Here is an 18,049-nt window from a genome sequence, read left to right as displayed (position 1 = left end):
ATGTCCCAACCACCCGAACTCCCTGAGATCGGCGTCCGGGTGAGTCTGCGCTACCTGCGCGCCCCAGGTTCCGAGCCGCCGATGGGCGATGTGATCGGGCATCTGCTGCAGGCCGGACCGCTGGTGCGGGTCCGCTCGGCCGACGGGGTGGTGCACGAGTGCCGGCATTCCGACGTGCTGTACGTGCGCCGGCTGACCGACCGGCCGGTGAAGAACTCGGCGATCCGCTCCGTCGAACATGCCGCCGCCCTGGCCTGGCCGGGCAGTGAATATCAGTGGCTGGACGGTTGGTTGCTCCGGGCCGGCCCCGGCGCGGACCTCGCGGCCAATTCGGCTGTACCCCTGGATATGTTTGCCCACGCGAACGCCATCCCGACGATCATCGACTGGTACGCGCAGCGGGGTCTGTCAGCGACGCTGGCGGTCCCGGAGCGACTGCTGCGGCTGCCGGAGGACATCCCTACGCGATACGAGACCCGCACCCTGGTGTGCAACCTCGGCGCTGCCGGCGCGGCCACTGGCGACGTGGTCATGGGCACCCAACCCGACACCGACTGGCTGGCGGTATTCGATCACGACGTACCGGTGGAGGTGTTGACCGCGGTGGTCGACGGCGCGGTGATCTTCGCCTCGATTCCCGGGGTGGCGGTCGGGCGTGGTGCGGTCACCGAGGGCCCGGACGGGACCCGCTGGCTGGGGCTGACGGCGGTTCGGGTGGCCGCCGACCGGAGCCGGCAGGGCTACGGGCGGGCGATCTGCGCCGCGTTGCAGGCCTGGGGGGCCGAGCGCGGTGCCTCCCGCGGTTACGCGCAGGTGCCGTCTGGTGACGCGGTATTCGAGTTCTTCGAAGCGATCGGATTCACCGGCCAGCACCGCAGCCGCTACATCGATGCCCGGCTGCTAGGCAGCGGGTCCGCGCCATAGTTCCAGCGGCGATCGCCAGCGTGACGAAGTCACGCGCAGCGGGTCGGCGCCATAGTTCTAGGGTGGCTTCAGTGTCAGGGTGAGGTGCCGCGTTGCGGTAGTTGGATCCTGATCATCTGGTGTCTGGCTCGTAGGGTGCCTGCCGCCTTTGGGTTGGCGTGCACGCGTTTTGTCGGCACCGGGTGTGAAGGACCGGCCGGCGTGACTTGATAGGAGCGTGGCATCGCCCCCGACTGAGGTTTGTCCGCCGACCGGCCCAACCGTCACCTCACAGTGAATGGAGGCAACCACCATGGTTGTTGTTGGAGTCGATGTACACAAGCGGACCCACACCTGCGTCGCGGTCGACGAAGTGGGACGCAAGGTGGGTGAGAAGGTGGTCACAGCCACCACCTCCGGCCATGCCGAGGCAGTGATGTGGACCCGGGAACGTTTCGGGGCTGAGGTGGTGTGGGCGATCGAGGACTGTCGGCATCTATCGGCGCGGCTGGAGCGCGACCTGCTGGGCTTTGACCAGAAAGTGGTGCGGGTGCCACCGAAATTGATGGCCCAAACTCGTGCCTCGGCACGTACTCGAGGCAAATCCGACCCGATTGACGCACTGGCGGTCGCCCGGGCATTTCTGCGCGAGCCGGATCTGCCGGTCGCCTCCCATGACGAAGTCTCGCGGGAGCTGAAGCTGCTGGTGGATCGCCGCGAAGTCCTTGTCGCGCAACGGACTGCAATGATCAACCGATTGGTGTGGCGGGTACACGAACTCGACCCCGAACGCGCACCTAAGGCTCGTTCGCTGAATCTGCCCAAGCACAGCACCATCCTCGGCTCTTGGCTGGCCACCATGGACGGCCTGGTCGCCGAGCTGGCCCGTGACGAGCTCACCGACATCACCCGGCTCACCGAGGCGATCAACGAGTTGGCCAAGCGGATCAGCGCACGCGTGCGTGCCGTCTGCCCGGCGTTGTTGGCGCTGCCGGGCTGCGGGGAGCTGACTGCGGCCAAGCTCGTCGGTGAAACCGCCGGGGTCGCCCGGTTCAAAAGTGAGGCAGCCTTCGCCCGCCACGCCGGAACCGCGCCCATCCCGGTGTGGTCGGGAAACACCGCCGGCCGCGTCCGCATGACCCGATCGGGCAACCGCCAACTCAACGCCGCCCTGCACCGCATCGCCATCACTCAAATCCGCCTCGACGGACTCGGGCAGGCCTACTATCGCAAACGCCTCGACGCCGGGGACTCCAACCGCGAAGCCCTGCGCTGCCTCAAACGCCGCCTGTGCCGCGTCGTCTTCGGGCGCCTCTACACCGACCACTACAACCGAACTCAGCCCTGCCAACAAGCAGCGGCTTGACATAGGAGAAACGCGTGAGTGCTCTGCGACTGGCCACCTGGAACGTCAACTCCATCCGCTCTCGGGTAGACCGGGTGACCGACTGGCTGGCTCGCGCCGAAGTCGACGTGCTGGCCATGCAGGAGACCAAGTGCACCGACGCCCAGTTTCCGGCGCTGCCGTTTCACGAATTGGGCTACGAGGTTGCCCATGTCGGACTGAACCAGTGGAACGGCGTGGCGATCGCGTCGCGGGTCGGCCTGGACGACATCGAGGTCGGGTTTCCCGGCCAGCCGGCATGGGCCAAGGCCGACGCCGATCCCGCGGTAGAGGCGCGCGCGTTGGGCGCCATCTGCGGCGGGGTGCGGATATGGAGCCTCTACGTGCCCAATGGTCGCGCCCTGAACGACCCGCACTACACCTACAAGCTGGATTGGCTTGCGGCGCTGCGCGATACCGCCGAGGGGTGGTTGCGCGACGATCCGTCGGCGCCGATCGCGCTGGTGGGCGACTGGAACATCGCTCCCCAGGACGACGACGTTTGGAGCATGGAGTTCTTCGAGGGCGCGACGCACGTCTCGCAACCGGAGCGCTTGGCCTTCCAGGCGATGGCCGACGCGCAGTTCCTCGACCTGGTGCGGCCCTTCACCCCCGGCCCCGGCGTCTACACCTACTGGGACTACACCCAGCTGCGGTTCCCGAAGAAGCAGGGCATGCGCATCGACTTCATCCTGGGCTCCCCCGCGCTGGCGACTCGGGTCGCGCACGCCGAGATCGTCCGCGAGGAACGCAAGGGCAAGTCACCGAGTGACCACGCGCCGGTGCTGGTCGAGATCCGCCGGGACTGATTTACCCGCAGTTCTATGAATTCGGTGTGGATTTCGGACCGATCTCGAAATCACGCATAAGATAGGCGGATTATCCAATTTGCTCATTTGAAGGGCAGGGAATTCCCATGAACGCCGTCGCAGGGACGGTAAGAAAGGTGGCCGGAGCGGCGAACCGCGCGGTCACTATGACAACTGAGGCAGCCGGAGCGATCGGCGGGGCCGCAGTCAACGGGGTAATCGGCGGCGTCAAGGGGGCGGCCGGCGGCGTGCAGCGTGGGCTGCGCACCGGCAGCCACTCGACTCCCGCGGCCGCGCTGACCCTGGGCGCCCTCGGCGTGACCGGACTGGTCGAGTGGCCGGTGCTGGTGGCGGTGGGCGGCACCGCACTGGTGCTCAAGCAACTGACTGGCCGGTCCGATGACAGCAAGGCGCCGGCCAAGGCTCCCGCTGCGTCGGTGCGGCCGCTCAAGGCGGCGCCGCCGGCGAAGGCGACGAAGCCGGTGAAGTCGGCGAGCTCGTCGACTTCCTCCACGTCGTCGCGTCGCAGCGCGCAGCCGAAGAAAACGGCGGCACGCCAATCACGCAGCGGCGGAAGCAGCACCCGCACCCGTACCCGCCACTAGTCGGGTACCGAGTGAATTTAGACTCCCCCCTGCGTGCCGTCCGCCGCTCATGGCCGCTGCGCGCAGCGAATTTCGGTGTTCAACTGACCTCAGCGCTGATCGATGCCTCTGTCCAGACCGCTGCCGGGGTAGCCGGCGCGGTTCTGCCGAACGGCGACGGGGGCCCGGTGTTGTCCCGCCGCTGTTTCCGCGGAGAGGGACGAGCCTGGGTCGAGATCCGTGGCCTCGACGGGCCCGCCGGCGACGAGCTGGCGACCGCCCTCCTAGACGGTGCCCGCGCACTGCCCGGGGTGATCTCGGTCCGCCTGAACCACCCGTTGTCGCGCCTGGTGGTCGGACTCGACCCGGCCGCCAACAGCGACGTCGTATCGGTGCGCGAACTGTGCCAGGTGGTGTCTGACATCGAGAGTCAGTACCGCACGGATCGGATTCCGCAGTCCAGCGGTCATGCCCCGGTGAGCCTGCCCGGCGACGGGATGACGGAGATGCTGCGCGCCTTGACTGTCGGCGCCAACATCGCCGGCTTGGGCGCGGCGACGGTGGGCCGGTTGCTGCGCCTGCCGGGCCTGCCGCTCGGCCTGGAGGCCGGCGTCGTCGTCATCGACTACCAGCCGCGAGTGCGCCGCCTGCTGGAGGACCGCATCGGCAAGCAGGCAACCGATGCGCTGTTGGCACTGGCCAGCGCCGGCGTGCACACCCTCAACACCGCGCCGACCACGCTGGCGGTGGACTTGTCGGTGGAGACGATGCGCGCTGGGGAGGAACGCGCCGAGGCGAGGGCCTGGCGCCGCCACGAGCCGGAGCTCGCCCAGCACGCCGAGCATCCGCCGGTGACCGTCCCGGAGCGGCCGGCGCCGCGGCCGCCGGGTCCGGTAGAGCGCCACCTGACCCGCAGCGCCTGGGCACAAGTCGTGGGCGCTGGGGTGATCGGCGCCGCGACCCGGAATCCGGATCTGGCCGGCACGGCCGCCGCGGTGACCGCACCGAAGGCCACCCGCACCGCACGCGAGTCGTTCGCCGCCACCCTGGGCCGTGGTCTGGCCGATCAGCACGGCACGGTGGTGCTGCGGCCGGGCAGCCTGCGTGAGCTCGACCGCGTCGACACCGTGATCATCGATCCGCGCGTGCTGTGCGGAGAGACGTTGCGGGTGATGCAGGTGCGCGGCGCCGACGACGACGAACTGCGCGCCGTGTGGGCGCAGGCCCAGGCCCGACTGGCCGACGCCGACCTCAAACCGGGATGGCATCGCATCGGACCGCGCCCCGGTGTGCAGGCCTCGTTCCAGCCTGCGCTACTCCCGCTGGCCGCCGCGGTGGTGACCGAGGCGCGCCGCGCCGACGTCGAGGTGGTCTCGGTGGAAGCCGAGGCGCTCGGCGAGCTGCGGCCGGTCTTCGACGAGATCCGGCCCCTGGATGACGCCTCGGTAGACCAGGCGCTGGCCGCCGCGGTAACCGCCTATCAGGCCGAAGGCCATGACGTCGCGGTGCTGTCCGCGGTTGCCGTCGACGCGCTGGCCGCGGCCGACGTCGCGCTGGGCATGCTACCGGGACAGGGTGTCCCGCCCTGGTGCGCCGATGTCCTGCTGACCGACCTGGCTGCCGCGTGGCGGGTGCTGCACGCCTTGCCCGCCGCCCGCTCCGCCAGCCACCGTGGCGTCGAGATCGCCACCGGCGCTACCGCGTTGGGCTCACTGCTGATGCTGCCCGGGGTACGCGGCAGCGGGCCGGGTCCGGTGACCACGGGCGCGGCGGCCGGCGCACTGTCGGGGTACTGGCTGGCGCGCCGTGCCGTGGACGCCGCGGTGCCCCGGCCGGCGGCGGTGCACGAGTGGCACGCGATGTCGGTCGACCAAGTACGGGCGGTGTTACCGCCGCCGGAGCTGGAGGAGCCGACCACGACCCACCATGCGCCGGCCGCGGCGGCTGCGTTGGCGGCGGTGGATCTGGCCCGCCGCGGGGCGCAGGCAACCGCGCCCCCGCGACTGTTGCGGCAGTTCGCCCAGGCCGTGCGCAGTGAGCTGTCCGACCCGATCACGCCGGTGCTGGCGCTGGGGGCCGCGGCCAGCGCGGTACTGGGTTCACCCGTCGACGCGATCCTGGTCGGTTCGGTGTTGGGCGGCAACGCGATGCTGGCCGCCGCACAGCGACTCATCGCCGAGCGCCGGCTCAGCGTGCTGCTGAACGAACAGATTCCACCGGCACGCAAGGTCCTGCCCGACGGCAGTCACTGCGAGATCCCGGCCGAGGAGCTGCTTCCCGGCGATGTGATCGAGGTGCATGCCCACGAGGTGGTGCCCGCTGACGGTCGGCTGATCGAAGCGATCGATCTGGAGGTCGACGAGTCGTCGCTGACGGGTGAGTCGCTGACGGTGGTCAAGCAGGTTGAGGCCACTCCGGGTGCCGATCTGGCCGACCGCGAATGCATGGTCTACGCCGGGACCACCGTGGTGACCGGGACAGCGGTGGCGCTGGTGACCGCCACCGGCGGCGACACCCACGGGCGTCGGGCAGCCGAACTGGTCGCCGGCGATCAGTCCGCGATCGGGTTGCAGCATCAGTTGAGCCTGCTCACCAGTAAGGCCTGGCGGATCAGCTTGGCCGGTGGCGCGCTGGTGACCGGCCTGGGCATGGCCCGCCGGACCGGGTTGCGTCAGGCGGTGGCCAGTGGGATCGCGGTCAGCGTCGCGGCTATCCCCGAGGGGTTGCCGCTGGTGGCCACCCTGTCCCAGCAGTCTTCGGCCCGGCGATTGACCAAGGCCGGGGTGCTGGTGCGGGTGCCACGTTCAGTGGAAGCCCTCGGCCGCGTCGACGTGGTCTGCTTCGACAAGACCGGCACCCTGAGCAAGAACCGGCTGCGGGTGTCGCAAGTGCACCCGGCAGCCGGTTTCACCGACCACGACGTGCTGCGCTTCGCGGCAAGCGCGGCGCCGGTGTCCAACGGCACCCGCCAGGTGCACGCCACCGATACCGCCATCGTGGAGGGCGCTGACGCGGCTGGCGCGTCGGCGCCGGCCGGGCTTGCCGCACACCTGCCGTTCCGCTCCGGGCGCCCGTTCTCGGCGTCGATACGGGGAACCGAGCTGACCCTCAAGGGTGCGCCGGAAATGGTGCTGGCATGCACCGGGGCCGGCCCGGCCGTCAGGCAGTCGGTGGCCACCTTGGCAGGAAACGGCCTACGAGTGATCGCGGTGGCCCGCCGGGAACTGACTTCCGCGCAACTCACCGCGCTGGGCGAGGACCCCGAACCCGAGGAGATCGCCGAGTTCTGCCGCGAGGGACTGACATTCGTCGGCCTGCTCGGGTTGTCCGATACCCCGCGTGACGAGGCCGCCGAACTGCTCGCCGACCTCAAGCGTCGCCAAATCCCGGTGCGGCTCATCACCGGCGACCACCCGTTGACCGCCACTGCGATCGCCCGGGAGCTGGGCCTGGAGGTCGACAGCGACCAGGTGATCAGCGGTGCGCAGTGGGATGCGTTGTCCCGCAAGGGCCAAGAACAAGCGGTAGCCGATCGGGTGGTGTTCGCCCGGATGTCTCCGGAGAACAAGGTGCAGATCGTCCAGACCCTGGAGCGCACCGGCAAGGTTTCGGCGATGGTCGGCGACGGCGCCAACGACGCTGCGGCGATCCGGGCCGCCACGGTCGGAATCGCGGTGGTGGCGCACGGCAGCGAATCGGCCAGCACCGCCGCCGACGTGGTGCTGCTCGACGAGCGGGTCGACACCCTTCTCGACGCGCTGGACGAAGGCCGCGAGCTGTGGCAGCGGGTGCAGGCCGCGGTGGCGGTGCTGCTGGGCGGCAACGCCGGCGAGGTGGCATTCGCGATCATCGGGAGCGCACTGACGGGGCGCTCGCCGCTGAACGCGCGCCAGCTGCTGCTGGTCAACATGCTGACCGACGCGTTGCCGGCCACCGCGCTGGCGGTCAGTTCGCTCAACGAACAGGCCGCCGCTGGTGGACACGGTCCTGACGAGCGCGCGCTGTGGCGCACGGTGGCCGTGCGCGGCGTGACGACGGCGTCGGCCGCGGTGGGCGCCTGGGGGCTGGCTTCGGTCACCGGACGCCAGCAGCGGGCCTCGACAGTGGCCTTGGTGTCGCTGGTCGCAACCCAGCTGGGGCAGACACTGCTGGATTCGCGTGATCCGTTGGTGGTGGCGACCGCTGTCGGCTCGCTGGGCGTGATGGGGACGTTGATCACCATCCCCGGTATCAGCCAGCTTCTGGGCTGCACACCGATCGGGCCGCTGGGCTGGGCCCAGGCCCTGGGTACGGCGACGGTGGCCACCGTCGGCGCAGCCGTGGTACCGCGACTGCTGTCGGGGTCGCAGGACGACACGGTCAAGCCGAAGGAATTCATCGTTCCCGGGCCGCGCCAACCGGGCCGCCCGCAGGCTTCGTCCAACGGTCACCCGGCGCCGCGGTTGCGCCTTGTGCACAATGGGGACACTGACTCTCGCCGCGGAACAGTCGCGGCTCGATCATCCGGCGACCCGTCGCCACCAGGAGGCTCATGATGGCGGACAAGCCGCGGCGCAGCGCATCTCAGCGAGAGGCGGTTGCCCACATTCGCGAGGCAGAGGGATTCGCCGTTGAATTGCCGCTGTTCGGCAAGGTGACGGTGCCGCGCCCTGAGCAATTGGCCTATTACGGCGGGTTGGCGCTGCTGGCGGCTTTCGAGATCATCGACTGGCCGGTGGCCGTGGCGGTGGCTGCCGGCCACATTCTGGCCAGCAACCACCGCAGCGAGGTACTCGAACAGCTCGGCGAGGCCTTGGAGGATGTCTAAGTAGACGTCTTCGATTGACCTCAGTTGTTGACGGTCAGCACTCCGACGCGCCACAGGAGTGCGTACATCTGGTGCAGCGGGCCACTGAGCAGCCGCGTGGTCATGTCGACCAGCGGGTCCGAGGCAGGTGCGGCAGGACGGTTGTCCAGCTTCTTCGGCGTGCTGATGGCACGCGGGGCCGGAGCCGTGATGTCGGTGTAGGCGATTGCAACCATGATGGCCTCCTAGTCGCGTAACGGTGCTACGCGCTCAGCTGGAGGCCGGGGCCTGGCTCAGCTGGAGGCGGTATGCGACCGTTCGGATGGGGACGGAACAGATGTCGAATATCGGCTTGAATATCGGGATGGACTATCACCGGAACTCATTCGTCCCTCACCTCCTCTCGGTCGCGGGCGCGCAGTGGCGCGCCGGTTTCACCGCATGCTTAGGAGGGCAGCTCCGACGACTGTCGGAAGACCGCACCCCACTCGTCAGAGCTTCGACACTGCACGGCGTGTCCCATTCCGGGAAGCCACTTGGGCTCAACCCTTAAGCCGGGAGGAGCTGTCCTGACCCGGGGCGTCTTTCGACGTTCGGGGTCAGTGGCCTATGTCCGTGCAGACGCCTCACCTAACGAGGTGCTTGCACGCTCCATAGTGCACCACCGACGGGGTGCGGTCAACTCCGCCCGATTCGGGTGTGTCGAGGGTCTCTGACGTGCAGCGATGCCGCCAGATCCCCTGCGCACGAGGTGTCACACCAGTCACTTTGGTACCAGATCGAGACCGCGACGGCCCGGTTCTGCGACCGATGCGCAGAACCGGGCCGTGGACTTCGCGCCGTTTCGAATCAGCCGGCCAGCGACGCGAACAACGGTCCCGTCAATTGCAGTCCGGCGCCGGCACCGGCGGTGACGAAGAAGCCGAACAGCGCCAGGGCGGCGCCGGCCAGCGACACGTCCTTGTTGAAGTGGATCTGTTCGCCGGCCTTAACCTGCGGGTCCCGCTCGTTCCAGAACGGATGCATGAGGAACGCCGTCGGCAGCAGGAAGACTGCCAACATCAGCGCGCCGAGATCCGCCCAAGCGCCCACGATCACCAGGGCCGCGCCGGTAAGCATCCAGACGCCCGAGCCCAGCACCGCCAGCTTGCCCGGCTTGATGCCCTTGCTCTCGGTAAAGGCCGCCATCGCGGCGGTCTGGGTGAAGTGTCCCAGCGCTCCTCCGACGAACACGGCACCGAACAGGATTCGGCCGATCAGTATCACGATGTCCATGACGGACCCCTCTCCCAGCTTTGTAGTTGCGTAGTCAACTACATCGGAGCCTAAAGGCGTTTTCGTTGCATTGTCAACTACATCTATCGGGCAGTGCATGATCGCGACGGCGCAACTGTTCCAGCTATCAACACTCAGGTTGCCGATCGGCACCGATTCTCGCGACGGCAGGCAATGCCGACTGCGGCTGGTGGTTGCGATCGAAACTAGCTGCGTGGACTCGGCAGCACGGCGGTCGGCGGGTGTCAGTCCTTCAGATTCAGCGGCTCGACGGCGTAGCGCCCCGGCGTCCGCCACGACGCGAGCGCCCCGAGCAGCATCATGACCGCGGCAGCGGCAAAGACCACCGCGAGACCGGTATGGAAGGGACCGGAGATGAGCTGCGGGAAGAAGCTGTGTCCGGTCAATGTCTCGGCGTCAACACCGGGCGCGGCCAACGCACCCGACGGTGCCAGCAGCTCGGCAATCGGGTTGTAGCCCAGGAATGCCGCGAACAGGCTGCCCACCGGCGGGGTGTTGGCCACCTGATCGGCGACACCAGCAGAGACGCCCTGCTGCTGCAATCCGGCACCTAGGGCCGCCGGCAAGGTGTTGGCCAGCCCGATCACCATCAGCGAGAAGAAGATGCCGATCGACAATGACGTGCCCGCATTGAAGAACGTGGCCCGCACGCCCGATGCCGCACCACGCTGGTCGGCCGGGACACTGGACATGACCACGGCACTGTTGGGCGCGGTGAAGATCCCGCCACCCAGGCCGTTGAGGAACACCAGCGCTGCGAACACCCGGTAGTCGAAGTCCACCGGAAGCAGCACCAGCCCCACGAACGTCGCCGCCATCAGCACCATGCCGCCGACCGTGAACGGACGGGCACCGCGGCGGTCCGACAACGAACCGGCCACCGGACCGGCCAACAGGAACCCGGCCGTCATGGGCAGCAGATAGATACCCGCCCACAACGGCGTCGATTCGTAGCTGTAGCCGTGCAGCGGCAGCCAAATGCCCTGTAACCAGATGATCAGCATGAACTGCATGCCGCCACGCCCGATCGCCGACAGCAGGCCTGCCGCGTTGGCCATCCCGAACGCGGGAATCGTGAAGAGCCGCACGTCCAGCAGCGGCGCGGCAACCCGTAGCTCGACGAAACAGAACAGCACCAGCAGCGCCACTCCGAGCCCCAGCGCACCCAGCACGGCCGGGCTGGCCCAGCTGGTCGGCGAAGACCCGTGCGGCTGAATGCTGTAAGTGATGGCGGTCAGCACCACGGTCAGGCCCAGCCCGAGCGTCGCCGTGCCCGCCCAGTCCAGCTTCGCCGGCGCCCGTTCGCCGAGTTCGTGCAGTGAGCGCACCGACCAGATCGTGCCCAGCACGCCGATCGGCACCCCGACCCAGAACACCGCCCGCCAGTCCCATTCGGACAGCACGCCGCCGATCAGTAGGCCCACAAAGGACCCGGCGACCGCGGCCACCTGGTTGACGCCCAGCGCCATGCCGCGCTGATTGGCCGGGAACGCATCAGTGAGGATCGCCGACGATGACGCCATCAGCATCGCCCCGCCGACGCCCTGCACCACCCGCCACGCGATCAACCACTGGGCACCGCGCCCCATGTCGAATGGATCGATCGACAGCGCGATCGCCGCGACGGTGAACACCACGAAACCCAGGTTGTAGATGCGCACCCTGCCGAACATGTCGCCGAGCCGGCCGAAGAACACCACCAGCACTGCCGACACCAGCAGATAGCCCATCAACATCCACAGCAGGTAGCTGACGTTCGCGGGCTCCAACGGGTTCAGGCCGATACCCCGGAAGATCGCGGGCATCGAGATCAGCACGATCGAGCCGTTGATGGTCGCCAGCAGGACACCCAGCGTGGTGTTGGACAGCGCGACCCACTTGTAGCGCGGGTGGTCACGGTCGTAGCGCAGCCGGCGGCGAGCGGTGGCGACTGCGCCCGGATCTTGGAGACCGGTGTTCACCTGCTCTATCTGCGCCGTCATGTCTCTCCCAGCTACCTCTACCCCGACCACATATGTTAGCTAAGCAAATGATCAGTTACCTAATTGTCTTCCGGCGGCCGCAGCGCCTTACGCCGACTGCTGCGCTGCGATAGCGTGGCAGTGCACGAATCGCCAGTGCAGAAATCGCAAAACCGCGGGAGCGCAACCAGTGCGCTGAGAGGACGGCCGGGGCCGTCGACCGTACGAACCTGACCGGGTCATGCCGGCAAGGGAGAGGAAGAACCATGACTGACGTTGCAGTGGAGCCGCAGGTCACCACCGGGCCCATCCCCTACAGCGAGAAGGCCTACCGCGAGATCGAAGCTCCCGGCGGCGTCACTATGAAAGTGCCGTTCCGGCGCATCAACCTGACCACCGGTGAGCACTTCGACGTCTACGACACCTCCGGTCCCTACACCGACACCAATGCCGAGATCGATCTGCACCGCGGTCTGCCGCCGCGGCCGGGTGTGGTGACCGACCGCGGTACTCAGCTGCAGCGCGCCCAGGCCGGTGAGATCACCGCCGAGATGGCCTTCATCGCCGCCCGCGAGGGAGTTCCCGCAGAGCTGGTCCGCGACGAAGTCGCCCGCGGACGGGCGGTGATCCCGGCCAACCACAACCACCCCGAGCTCGAGCCGATGATCATCGGCAAGGCGTTCAAGGTCAAGATCAACGCCAATATCGGCAACTCCGCGGTGACCAGTTCGATCGCCGAAGAGGTGGACAAGCTGGTGTGGGCGACCCGCTGGGGCGCCGACAACGTCATGGACCTGTCCACCGGCAAGGACATTCACGAGACGCGGGAGTGGATTCTGCGCAACTCGCCGGTGCCGATCGGGACCGTCCCGATCTATCAGGCGCTGGAGAAGGTCAACGGCGACCCGACCAAACTGACCTGGGAGCTGTACCGCGACACCGTGATCGAGCAGTGCGAGCAGGGCGTGGATTACATGACCGTGCACGCCGGGGTGCTGTTGCGGTATGTGCCGTTGACCGCCAAGCGGGTCACCGGCATCGTGTCGCGCGGCGGCTCGATCATGGCGGCATGGTGCCTGTCACGGCATCAGGAGTCATTCCTGTACACCAACTTTGAAGAGCTGGCCGACATCCTGGCCAGCTACGACGTCACGTTCTCCCTCGGCGACGGGCTGCGGCCCGGTTCCATCGCCGACGCCAACGACGAAGCCCAGTTCGCCGAGTTGCGCACCCTGGGCGAGCTGACCAAGATCGCCAAATCCCGTGGCGCGCAGGTGATGATCGAGGGCCCGGGCCACGTCCCGATGCACAAGATCGTCGAGAACGTGCGGCTGGAAGAGGAATGGTGCGACGAGGCACCCTTCTACACGCTGGGACCGCTGGCCACCGACATCGCACCGGCCTACGACCACATCACCTCGGCGATCGGCGCGGCGATCATCGCCCAGGCCGGCACTGCGATGCTGTGCTACGTGACCCCCAAGGAGCACCTGGGCCTGCCCGACCGCAAGGACGTCAAGGACGGGGTGATCGCCTACAAGATCGCCGCACACGCCGCAGACCTGGCCAAGGGGCATCCCGGCGCCCAGGATCGCGACAACGCACTGTCCAAGGCACGCTTCGAGTTCCGCTGGTATGACCAGTTCGCGTTGTCCCTGGACCCGGACACCGCACGCGAGTACCACGACGAGACCCTGCCCGCCGAGCCGGCCAAGTCCGCGCACTTCTGCTCGATGTGTGGCCCGAAGTTCTGCTCGATGCGGATCAGCCACGACGTGCGTGACTACGCCAACGAGAACGGCCTACATACCCAGGACGACATCGACGCCGCCATCCAGAAGGGTATGGACGAGAAGTCAGCCGAGTTCGCCGACCACGGCAACCGGGTGTACCTGCCCATCTCCTCCTAGTGGTGATCGCAAGCGCGGCGGAGCCGGGCGAAGCGGGTCGCCACTCATCCAGCACAGTGGGTTTCCTGCCACTGGCCCCGCCGGGGGCGACGCCGCTGCGGGTACTCACCGTTGCCGGGTCGGACTCCGGCGGCGGCGCGGGCATTCAGGCCGACATGCGCACGTGTGCGCTGCTCGGGGTGCACGCCTGCGTCGCGGTTACCGCTGTGACGGTGCAGAACACCGTGGGAGTCAAAAGCTTTCATGAGGTTCCCGCCGACACCGTCGCCGCCCAGATCGCGGCGGTGGTGCCCGATATCGGGATCCAGGCCGCCAAGACCGGAATGCTGGCGTCGGCGCAGATCATCACCGCGGTGGCCGCAACATGGCGCGAACTCGGCCTGACGATCCCTTTGGTGGTCGATCCGGTGTCGGCGTCCATGCACGGCGACGCGCTGCTGGCGTCATCCGCGCTGGATGCACTGCGCGACAGCCTGTTTCCGCTTGCAACCCTGGTGACCCCGAACCTGCACGAAGTACGCCTGCTGGTCGGTATCGATGTGGTCGACGCCGCGTCCCAGCGTGCGGCCGCACGTGCGCTGCATGCGTTGGGTCCGCAGTGGGCACTGGTCAAGGGAGGGCATCTGCCCTCCGCGGAACACAGCCCGGACCTGCTCTACGACGGCAAGGATTTTCTGGAGTTCCCCGGGCCGCGGGTAGCCACCGGCGACGACCACGGCGCCGGAGACACGCTGGCGGCGGCCTCAGCGGCCGCGCTGGCCCACGGGTTGTCCGTTCCGGACGCGGTAGCGTTCGCCAAGCGCTGGGTGACCGAGTGCCTGCGTGCCGCCTACCCACTGGGCCACGGCCACGGCCCCGTCTCGCCATTGTTCCGGTTGGGACCCGGCGCCTCGTGACCCTGGAGGAAATCGAGGGTTTGGACGGGCTGGCGCACCGCCCAGACGGCGCCCCCGCAGGAGTGGTGTTGCTGACGCACGGCGCCGGTGGCGACCGTGATTCACCGATGCTGCAACGACTTTGCGATGAATGGTCGCGTCGCGGATTCCTGGCGATCCGCTACAACCTGCCGTTCCGGCGGCGCCGCCCCAAGGGCCCGCCGTCGGGGTCGGGCACCGGCGACCGGGAGGGCATCACCGAGGCGATCGAGTATGCCCGCCGCCTGGCCGAAGGTCCGCTGATCGTCGGCGGGCACTCCTACGGCGGCCGACAGACCTCGATGGTGGTGGCGGCCGGCGACGCCGCGGTCGACCTGCTGACCCTGTTCTCCTATCCGCTGCACCCGCCGGGGAAACCCGAGCGCACCCGCACCGAGCACTTACCGCAGATCGGCGTGCCGACGGTGTTCACGCACGGCAGTTCGGACAGCTTCGGCACCGGCGCCGAGATTCGCGCTGCCGCCGCGCTGATTCCCGCGCCGCACGAGGTCGTCGAGATCACCGGCGCCCGTCACGATCTGGCGTCTAAGACGTTGGATGTGCCGACGTTGGCGGTCGACGCGGCATTGCGACTGCTGGGCTGAACCCGCACAGATCAGGGCAGGACGACGACGCTGGCCGCGTAGCTCAGTCCGGACCCGTAACCCAGCAGCAGGGCCAGCTGGCCCGACTTGGCGAGGCCGGCCGACAGCAGCTGCTCCATCGCCAACGGGATGGACGCCGCGGAGGTGTTGCCACTGTTCTCGATGTCATTGGCGATGACGACGTCGGAGCGCAGCTCAAGGCTCTTGGCGATCAGCGCATTGATCCGGCTGTTGGCCTGGTGCGGAATGAACACGTCGATGTCGTGGGCGTCTAACCCGGCTGCCGCGATGGCGCGCTTCCCGACGCCGCTCATTTCGTATGCTGCCCAACGGAATACTGTGCTGCCGTCCATGCGCAGGAAGGGACGCTGGCCGTCTGGCTGTTCGGTGTAGCTGATCCAGTCGATGTCTTGGCGGATCGCGTCACAGTTCGAACCGTCACTGCCCCAGACCGTCGAGCCGATCCCGTGCACCGGGGTCTCGCCGACGACGACCGCGCCGGCCCCATCGCCGAAGATGAAGCAGTTCGAGCGGTCCTGCATGTCGATCGTCGGGGAGAGCACCTCAGATCCGATGACCAACGCGGTGTTGATGGTCCGGCCGCGGAGCAGGTCGGCGGCCACCCCCAGCGCATAGCCGAACCCCGCGCACCCAGTGGCCACATCGAAGGCGGGCACGCCCTGCGCGCCGAGGGCGACCGCGACGGCAGGCGCACACGAAGGGGTTTGACGGAAGTTGGTGCTGGTCGCGACGATCACCGCATCCACCACAGCCCCGGCGAGCCCGGCGCGGGACAGCGCGTTGCGGCCGGCCTCGATGGCCAAGCCCGCCACGGTGTCGGTCTCCTCGGCAAACCGGCGCGTCTTGATTCCGGTGCGGGATTGGATCCATTCGTCGGAGGAGTCGATGTGCAGGCAGATCTCGTCGTTGGTAACCACCCGCGACGGGCGAGAGGCACCGACGCCGAGCAGACCGATCGGTCGGGTTGTCGCAGGATGGCGAATCTCGCTCAAGAACAAGTCTCTCGGTGGTAGGCCAACAGCTAACTAAAGCGTCTAACCATAACGTTCCTTGGGCGCCGGGGGCGGGCCCGCACCGGCGAGCCCTCAGCGGTCGTAGTCGTCCTCGTCGGTGGGCACACCCCGATGCTGCTCGACCACGTCGGCGATGTTGGCATGGTCTCCGGCGGAGATCTCGGGGCCCGGCGTCTCGTCGTCAACGTCCGGCACCGGGGCCGCCTGGGCCGCCAAGTCCGCGTCGCTGGCTTCAGCATCACCGCTGGTCATGGCCGCCCTCCCGAAATCGTGAACAGCGTGCAAGCCCCATTGTCTCCCATTCGCAGAGGGCCTGGGAGCTTCGCTGGTTACCGGCGGGTCAGGTACCTTAATTTTCATGAGTATGGAGCAGTTTGACGTCGTCATCGTGGGTGCCGGCTTCGGTGGCATGGGCGCAGCGATCGAGCTGAAGAAGCTCGGATACGACGACATCGTGCTGCTCGACCGTGAAGCGGATCTAGGCGGAACGTGGCACGTCAATCACTATCCCGGCCTGGCGGTCGACATCCCGTCGACCACCTATGCGTACTGGTTCGAGCCGAACCCGTACTGGTCGCGGATGTTCGCACCCGGCGAGGAGATCAAGCGCTACGCCGAGCACGTCGCCGACAAGTACGACGTGCGCCGCCACATGCGGTTCAACACCACGGTCGCCGGTGCCCAGTGGGATGAGGACGCCGAGCGCTGGCTGGTGGCCCTGGGCGACGGGAAGACGCTCAGCGCACGATTCCTGATCACCGCCACCGGGTTCCTGTCCCAGCCGCGCAACCCGGACATCGCCGGGATCGACAGCTTCGCCGGGAAGGTGGTGCACACCGCCGCCTGGGACCACGACTACGACTTCACCGGCCGTCGGGTCGGGCAGATCGGCACCGGCGCAACCGCGGTGCAGCTGATTCCGGAGCTGGCCAAGACGGTCGCCGACCTGACCGTGTTTCAGCGCACCGCGATCTGGGTGGCACCCAAGATCGACTTCCGGATTCCGGGGTGGCTGCAGAAGCTGTTCGCCCGGGCTCCGTTCACCCAGCGGGTGATGCGCTTCATCAGCGACTACCTGCTGGAGTTCATGACGGTGACCGCGGTGTTGAACTACCCCGCATTCCGGCGGCTGTCGATCGCCGGGATGGATGCGTGCAAGATGCACCGGTTCGCCCAGATCCGCGATAAGGAACTGCGGGCCAAGCTCACCCCGACCTACGACATCGGCTGCAAGCGGCCCAGCTGGTCCAACGACTACTACCGCAGCTTCACCAAGCCACATGTGCACCTGGAGACCACCGGCATCGAGCGGATCGAGCCAGACGGCATCGTCACCGTCGACGGCCGCAAGACTGTCATCGACACCCTGGTGCTGGCCACCGGCTATGACCTGTGGGAGGCAAACTTCCCGGCGATCGAGATCGTCGGGCGAGACGGGCGCAACCTGGGCAAGTGGTGGCGGGAGACCCGGTTCCAGGCCTACCAGGGCCTGTCCATGCCGCACTTCCCGAACTTTCTGAGCCTGGCCAGCCCATACGGGTTCTCCGGCCTGTCGTTCTTCAACACCATGGAATACCAGATGCGGCACATGGGCCGGCTGTTCGGCGAGATGCGGCGGCGCAACGCGACGACGTTCGAGGTCACCGAGGCCGCCAACACCCGGTTCCTGGACGCCATGACCAAAAGGCTGGACCACACGGTGTTCTACGCCGGAGACTGCACGACGTCGCGGTCCTACTACTACAACCCCAGCGGCGAAGCGACCCTGCTGCGGCCCACCACGGTACGCAATGCGGTGCGCGACGGCTCGCATTTCCCGCTAGAGGACTACGAAATCGCCTGATAAATCAGGCGATTTCGTAG

Annotated in this window: 15 protein-coding genes and 1 riboswitch; of the genes, 10 read left to right on the top strand and 5 right to left on the bottom strand. The window is 67.8% G+C overall.

Annotation, left to right across the window (positions count from 1 at the left end; genetic code table 11):
- From MJO54_RS02110 to MJO54_RS02085, 6 genes are all read left to right on the top strand, one after another.
- Complete coding sequence (locus tag MJO54_RS02110) at positions 1 to 924, top strand: N-acetylglutamate synthase, CG3035 family (RefSeq protein WP_105294970.1); 924 nt, start codon at positions 1 to 3, stop codon at positions 922 to 924.
- Between the two features lie 277 nt (positions 925 to 1,201).
- On the top strand, positions 1,202 to 2,269 hold the full coding sequence (locus MJO54_RS02105) for an IS110 family RNA-guided transposase (RefSeq protein WP_434085428.1): 1,068 nt from the start codon (positions 1,202 to 1,204) through the stop codon (positions 2,267 to 2,269).
- 23 nt (positions 2,270 to 2,292) lie between these two features.
- Complete coding sequence (locus tag MJO54_RS02100; RefSeq protein ID WP_240175937.1) at positions 2,293 to 3,096, top strand: exodeoxyribonuclease III; 804 nt, start codon at positions 2,293 to 2,295, stop codon at positions 3,094 to 3,096.
- A 107-nt stretch (positions 3,097 to 3,203) separates the two neighbouring features.
- Positions 3,204 to 3,701, top strand: coding sequence for a hypothetical protein (locus tag MJO54_RS02095; RefSeq protein ID WP_082957338.1), 498 nt, complete (start codon positions 3,204 to 3,206; stop codon positions 3,699 to 3,701).
- An 11-nt stretch (positions 3,702 to 3,712) separates the two neighbouring features.
- The gene (locus MJO54_RS02090) at positions 3,713 to 8,215 is read left to right on the top strand and encodes a cation-translocating P-type ATPase (protein WP_233428463.1); all 4,503 of its coding nucleotides are present in this window, start codon (positions 3,713 to 3,715) and stop codon (positions 8,213 to 8,215) included.
- Complete coding sequence (locus tag MJO54_RS02085) at positions 8,212 to 8,487, top strand: hypothetical protein (protein ID WP_024440124.1); 276 nt, start codon at positions 8,212 to 8,214, stop codon at positions 8,485 to 8,487. The genes MJO54_RS02090 and MJO54_RS02085 overlap by 4 nt, the downstream gene beginning before the upstream one ends.
- 20 nt (positions 8,488 to 8,507) lie before the next feature.
- Here MJO54_RS02085 and MJO54_RS02080 read toward each other — a convergent pair whose 3' ends face one another.
- The 3 genes from MJO54_RS02080 to MJO54_RS02070 all read right to left on the bottom strand — a co-directional run bounded on the left by MJO54_RS02080 (position 8,508) and on the right by MJO54_RS02070 (position 11,744).
- Positions 8,508 to 8,702 carry an Rv1535 family protein gene (locus MJO54_RS02080; protein WP_046286232.1) on the bottom strand — a complete coding sequence of 65 codons (195 nt, stop codon included), beginning with the start codon at positions 8,700 to 8,702 and terminating at the stop codon, positions 8,508 to 8,510.
- Between the two features lie 240 nt (positions 8,703 to 8,942).
- A riboswitch (M-box (ykoK) riboswitch) is annotated at positions 8,943 to 9,111 on the bottom strand.
- Between the two features lie 204 nt (positions 9,112 to 9,315).
- A complete protein-coding gene (locus MJO54_RS02075; RefSeq protein ID WP_046286233.1) occupies positions 9,316 to 9,741 on the bottom strand; it encodes a DoxX family protein in 426 nt (141 codons plus the stop codon).
- 245 nt (positions 9,742 to 9,986) lie between these two features.
- A complete protein-coding gene (locus tag MJO54_RS02070) occupies positions 9,987 to 11,744 on the bottom strand; it encodes an MFS transporter (protein WP_046286234.1) in 1,758 nt (585 codons plus the stop codon).
- A 245-nt stretch (positions 11,745 to 11,989) separates the two neighbouring features.
- Here MJO54_RS02070 and thiC point away from each other — a divergent pair, with 245 nt between their 5' ends.
- The 3 genes from thiC to MJO54_RS02055 are packed head-to-tail and all read left to right on the top strand — an operon-like array spanning position 11,990 to position 15,152.
- Positions 11,990 to 13,633 carry a phosphomethylpyrimidine synthase ThiC gene (thiC, locus tag MJO54_RS02065; protein ID WP_046286235.1) on the top strand — a complete coding sequence of 548 codons (1,644 nt, stop codon included), beginning with the start codon at positions 11,990 to 11,992 and terminating at the stop codon, positions 13,631 to 13,633.
- A 56-nt stretch (positions 13,634 to 13,689) separates the two neighbouring features.
- Positions 13,690 to 14,529 carry a bifunctional hydroxymethylpyrimidine kinase/phosphomethylpyrimidine kinase gene (thiD, locus tag MJO54_RS02060; protein WP_046286236.1) on the top strand — a complete coding sequence of 280 codons (840 nt, stop codon included), beginning with the start codon at positions 13,690 to 13,692 and terminating at the stop codon, positions 14,527 to 14,529.
- Between the two features lie 11 nt (positions 14,530 to 14,540).
- Entirely contained in the window at positions 14,541 to 15,152 is a 612-nt protein-coding gene (locus MJO54_RS02055) for an alpha/beta hydrolase family protein (protein ID WP_434006603.1), read from the top strand.
- A gap of 11 nt (positions 15,153 to 15,163) precedes the next feature.
- Here the strand turns inward: MJO54_RS02055 and MJO54_RS02050 are convergent, their stop codons facing one another.
- Both MJO54_RS02050 and MJO54_RS02045 read right to left on the bottom strand, forming a co-directional pair.
- On the bottom strand, positions 15,164 to 16,165 hold the full coding sequence (locus MJO54_RS02050; protein WP_105294409.1) for a beta-ketoacyl-ACP synthase III: 1,002 nt from the start codon (positions 16,163 to 16,165) through the stop codon (positions 15,164 to 15,166).
- A 93-nt stretch (positions 16,166 to 16,258) separates the two neighbouring features.
- Positions 16,259 to 16,438, bottom strand: coding sequence for a hypothetical protein (locus MJO54_RS02045; protein WP_046286238.1), 180 nt, complete (start codon positions 16,436 to 16,438; stop codon positions 16,259 to 16,261).
- Between the two features lie 106 nt (positions 16,439 to 16,544).
- Between MJO54_RS02045 and MJO54_RS02040 the strand changes: the two genes are divergently transcribed.
- Positions 16,545 to 18,029 carry a flavin-containing monooxygenase gene (locus MJO54_RS02040; protein WP_046286239.1) on the top strand — a complete coding sequence of 495 codons (1,485 nt, stop codon included), beginning with the start codon at positions 16,545 to 16,547 and terminating at the stop codon, positions 18,027 to 18,029.
- Positions 18,030 to 18,049 lie beyond the last annotated feature (20 nt).

The sequence above is a fragment of the Mycolicibacter virginiensis genome (genome assembly GCF_022374935.2).
GTDB classification, from domain to species: Bacteria; Actinomycetota; Actinomycetes; order Mycobacteriales; family Mycobacteriaceae; genus Mycobacterium; species Mycobacterium virginiense.
Note: the sequence above shows the minus strand (reverse complement) of the source record. Positions and strands in the feature narration are given on the sequence as shown.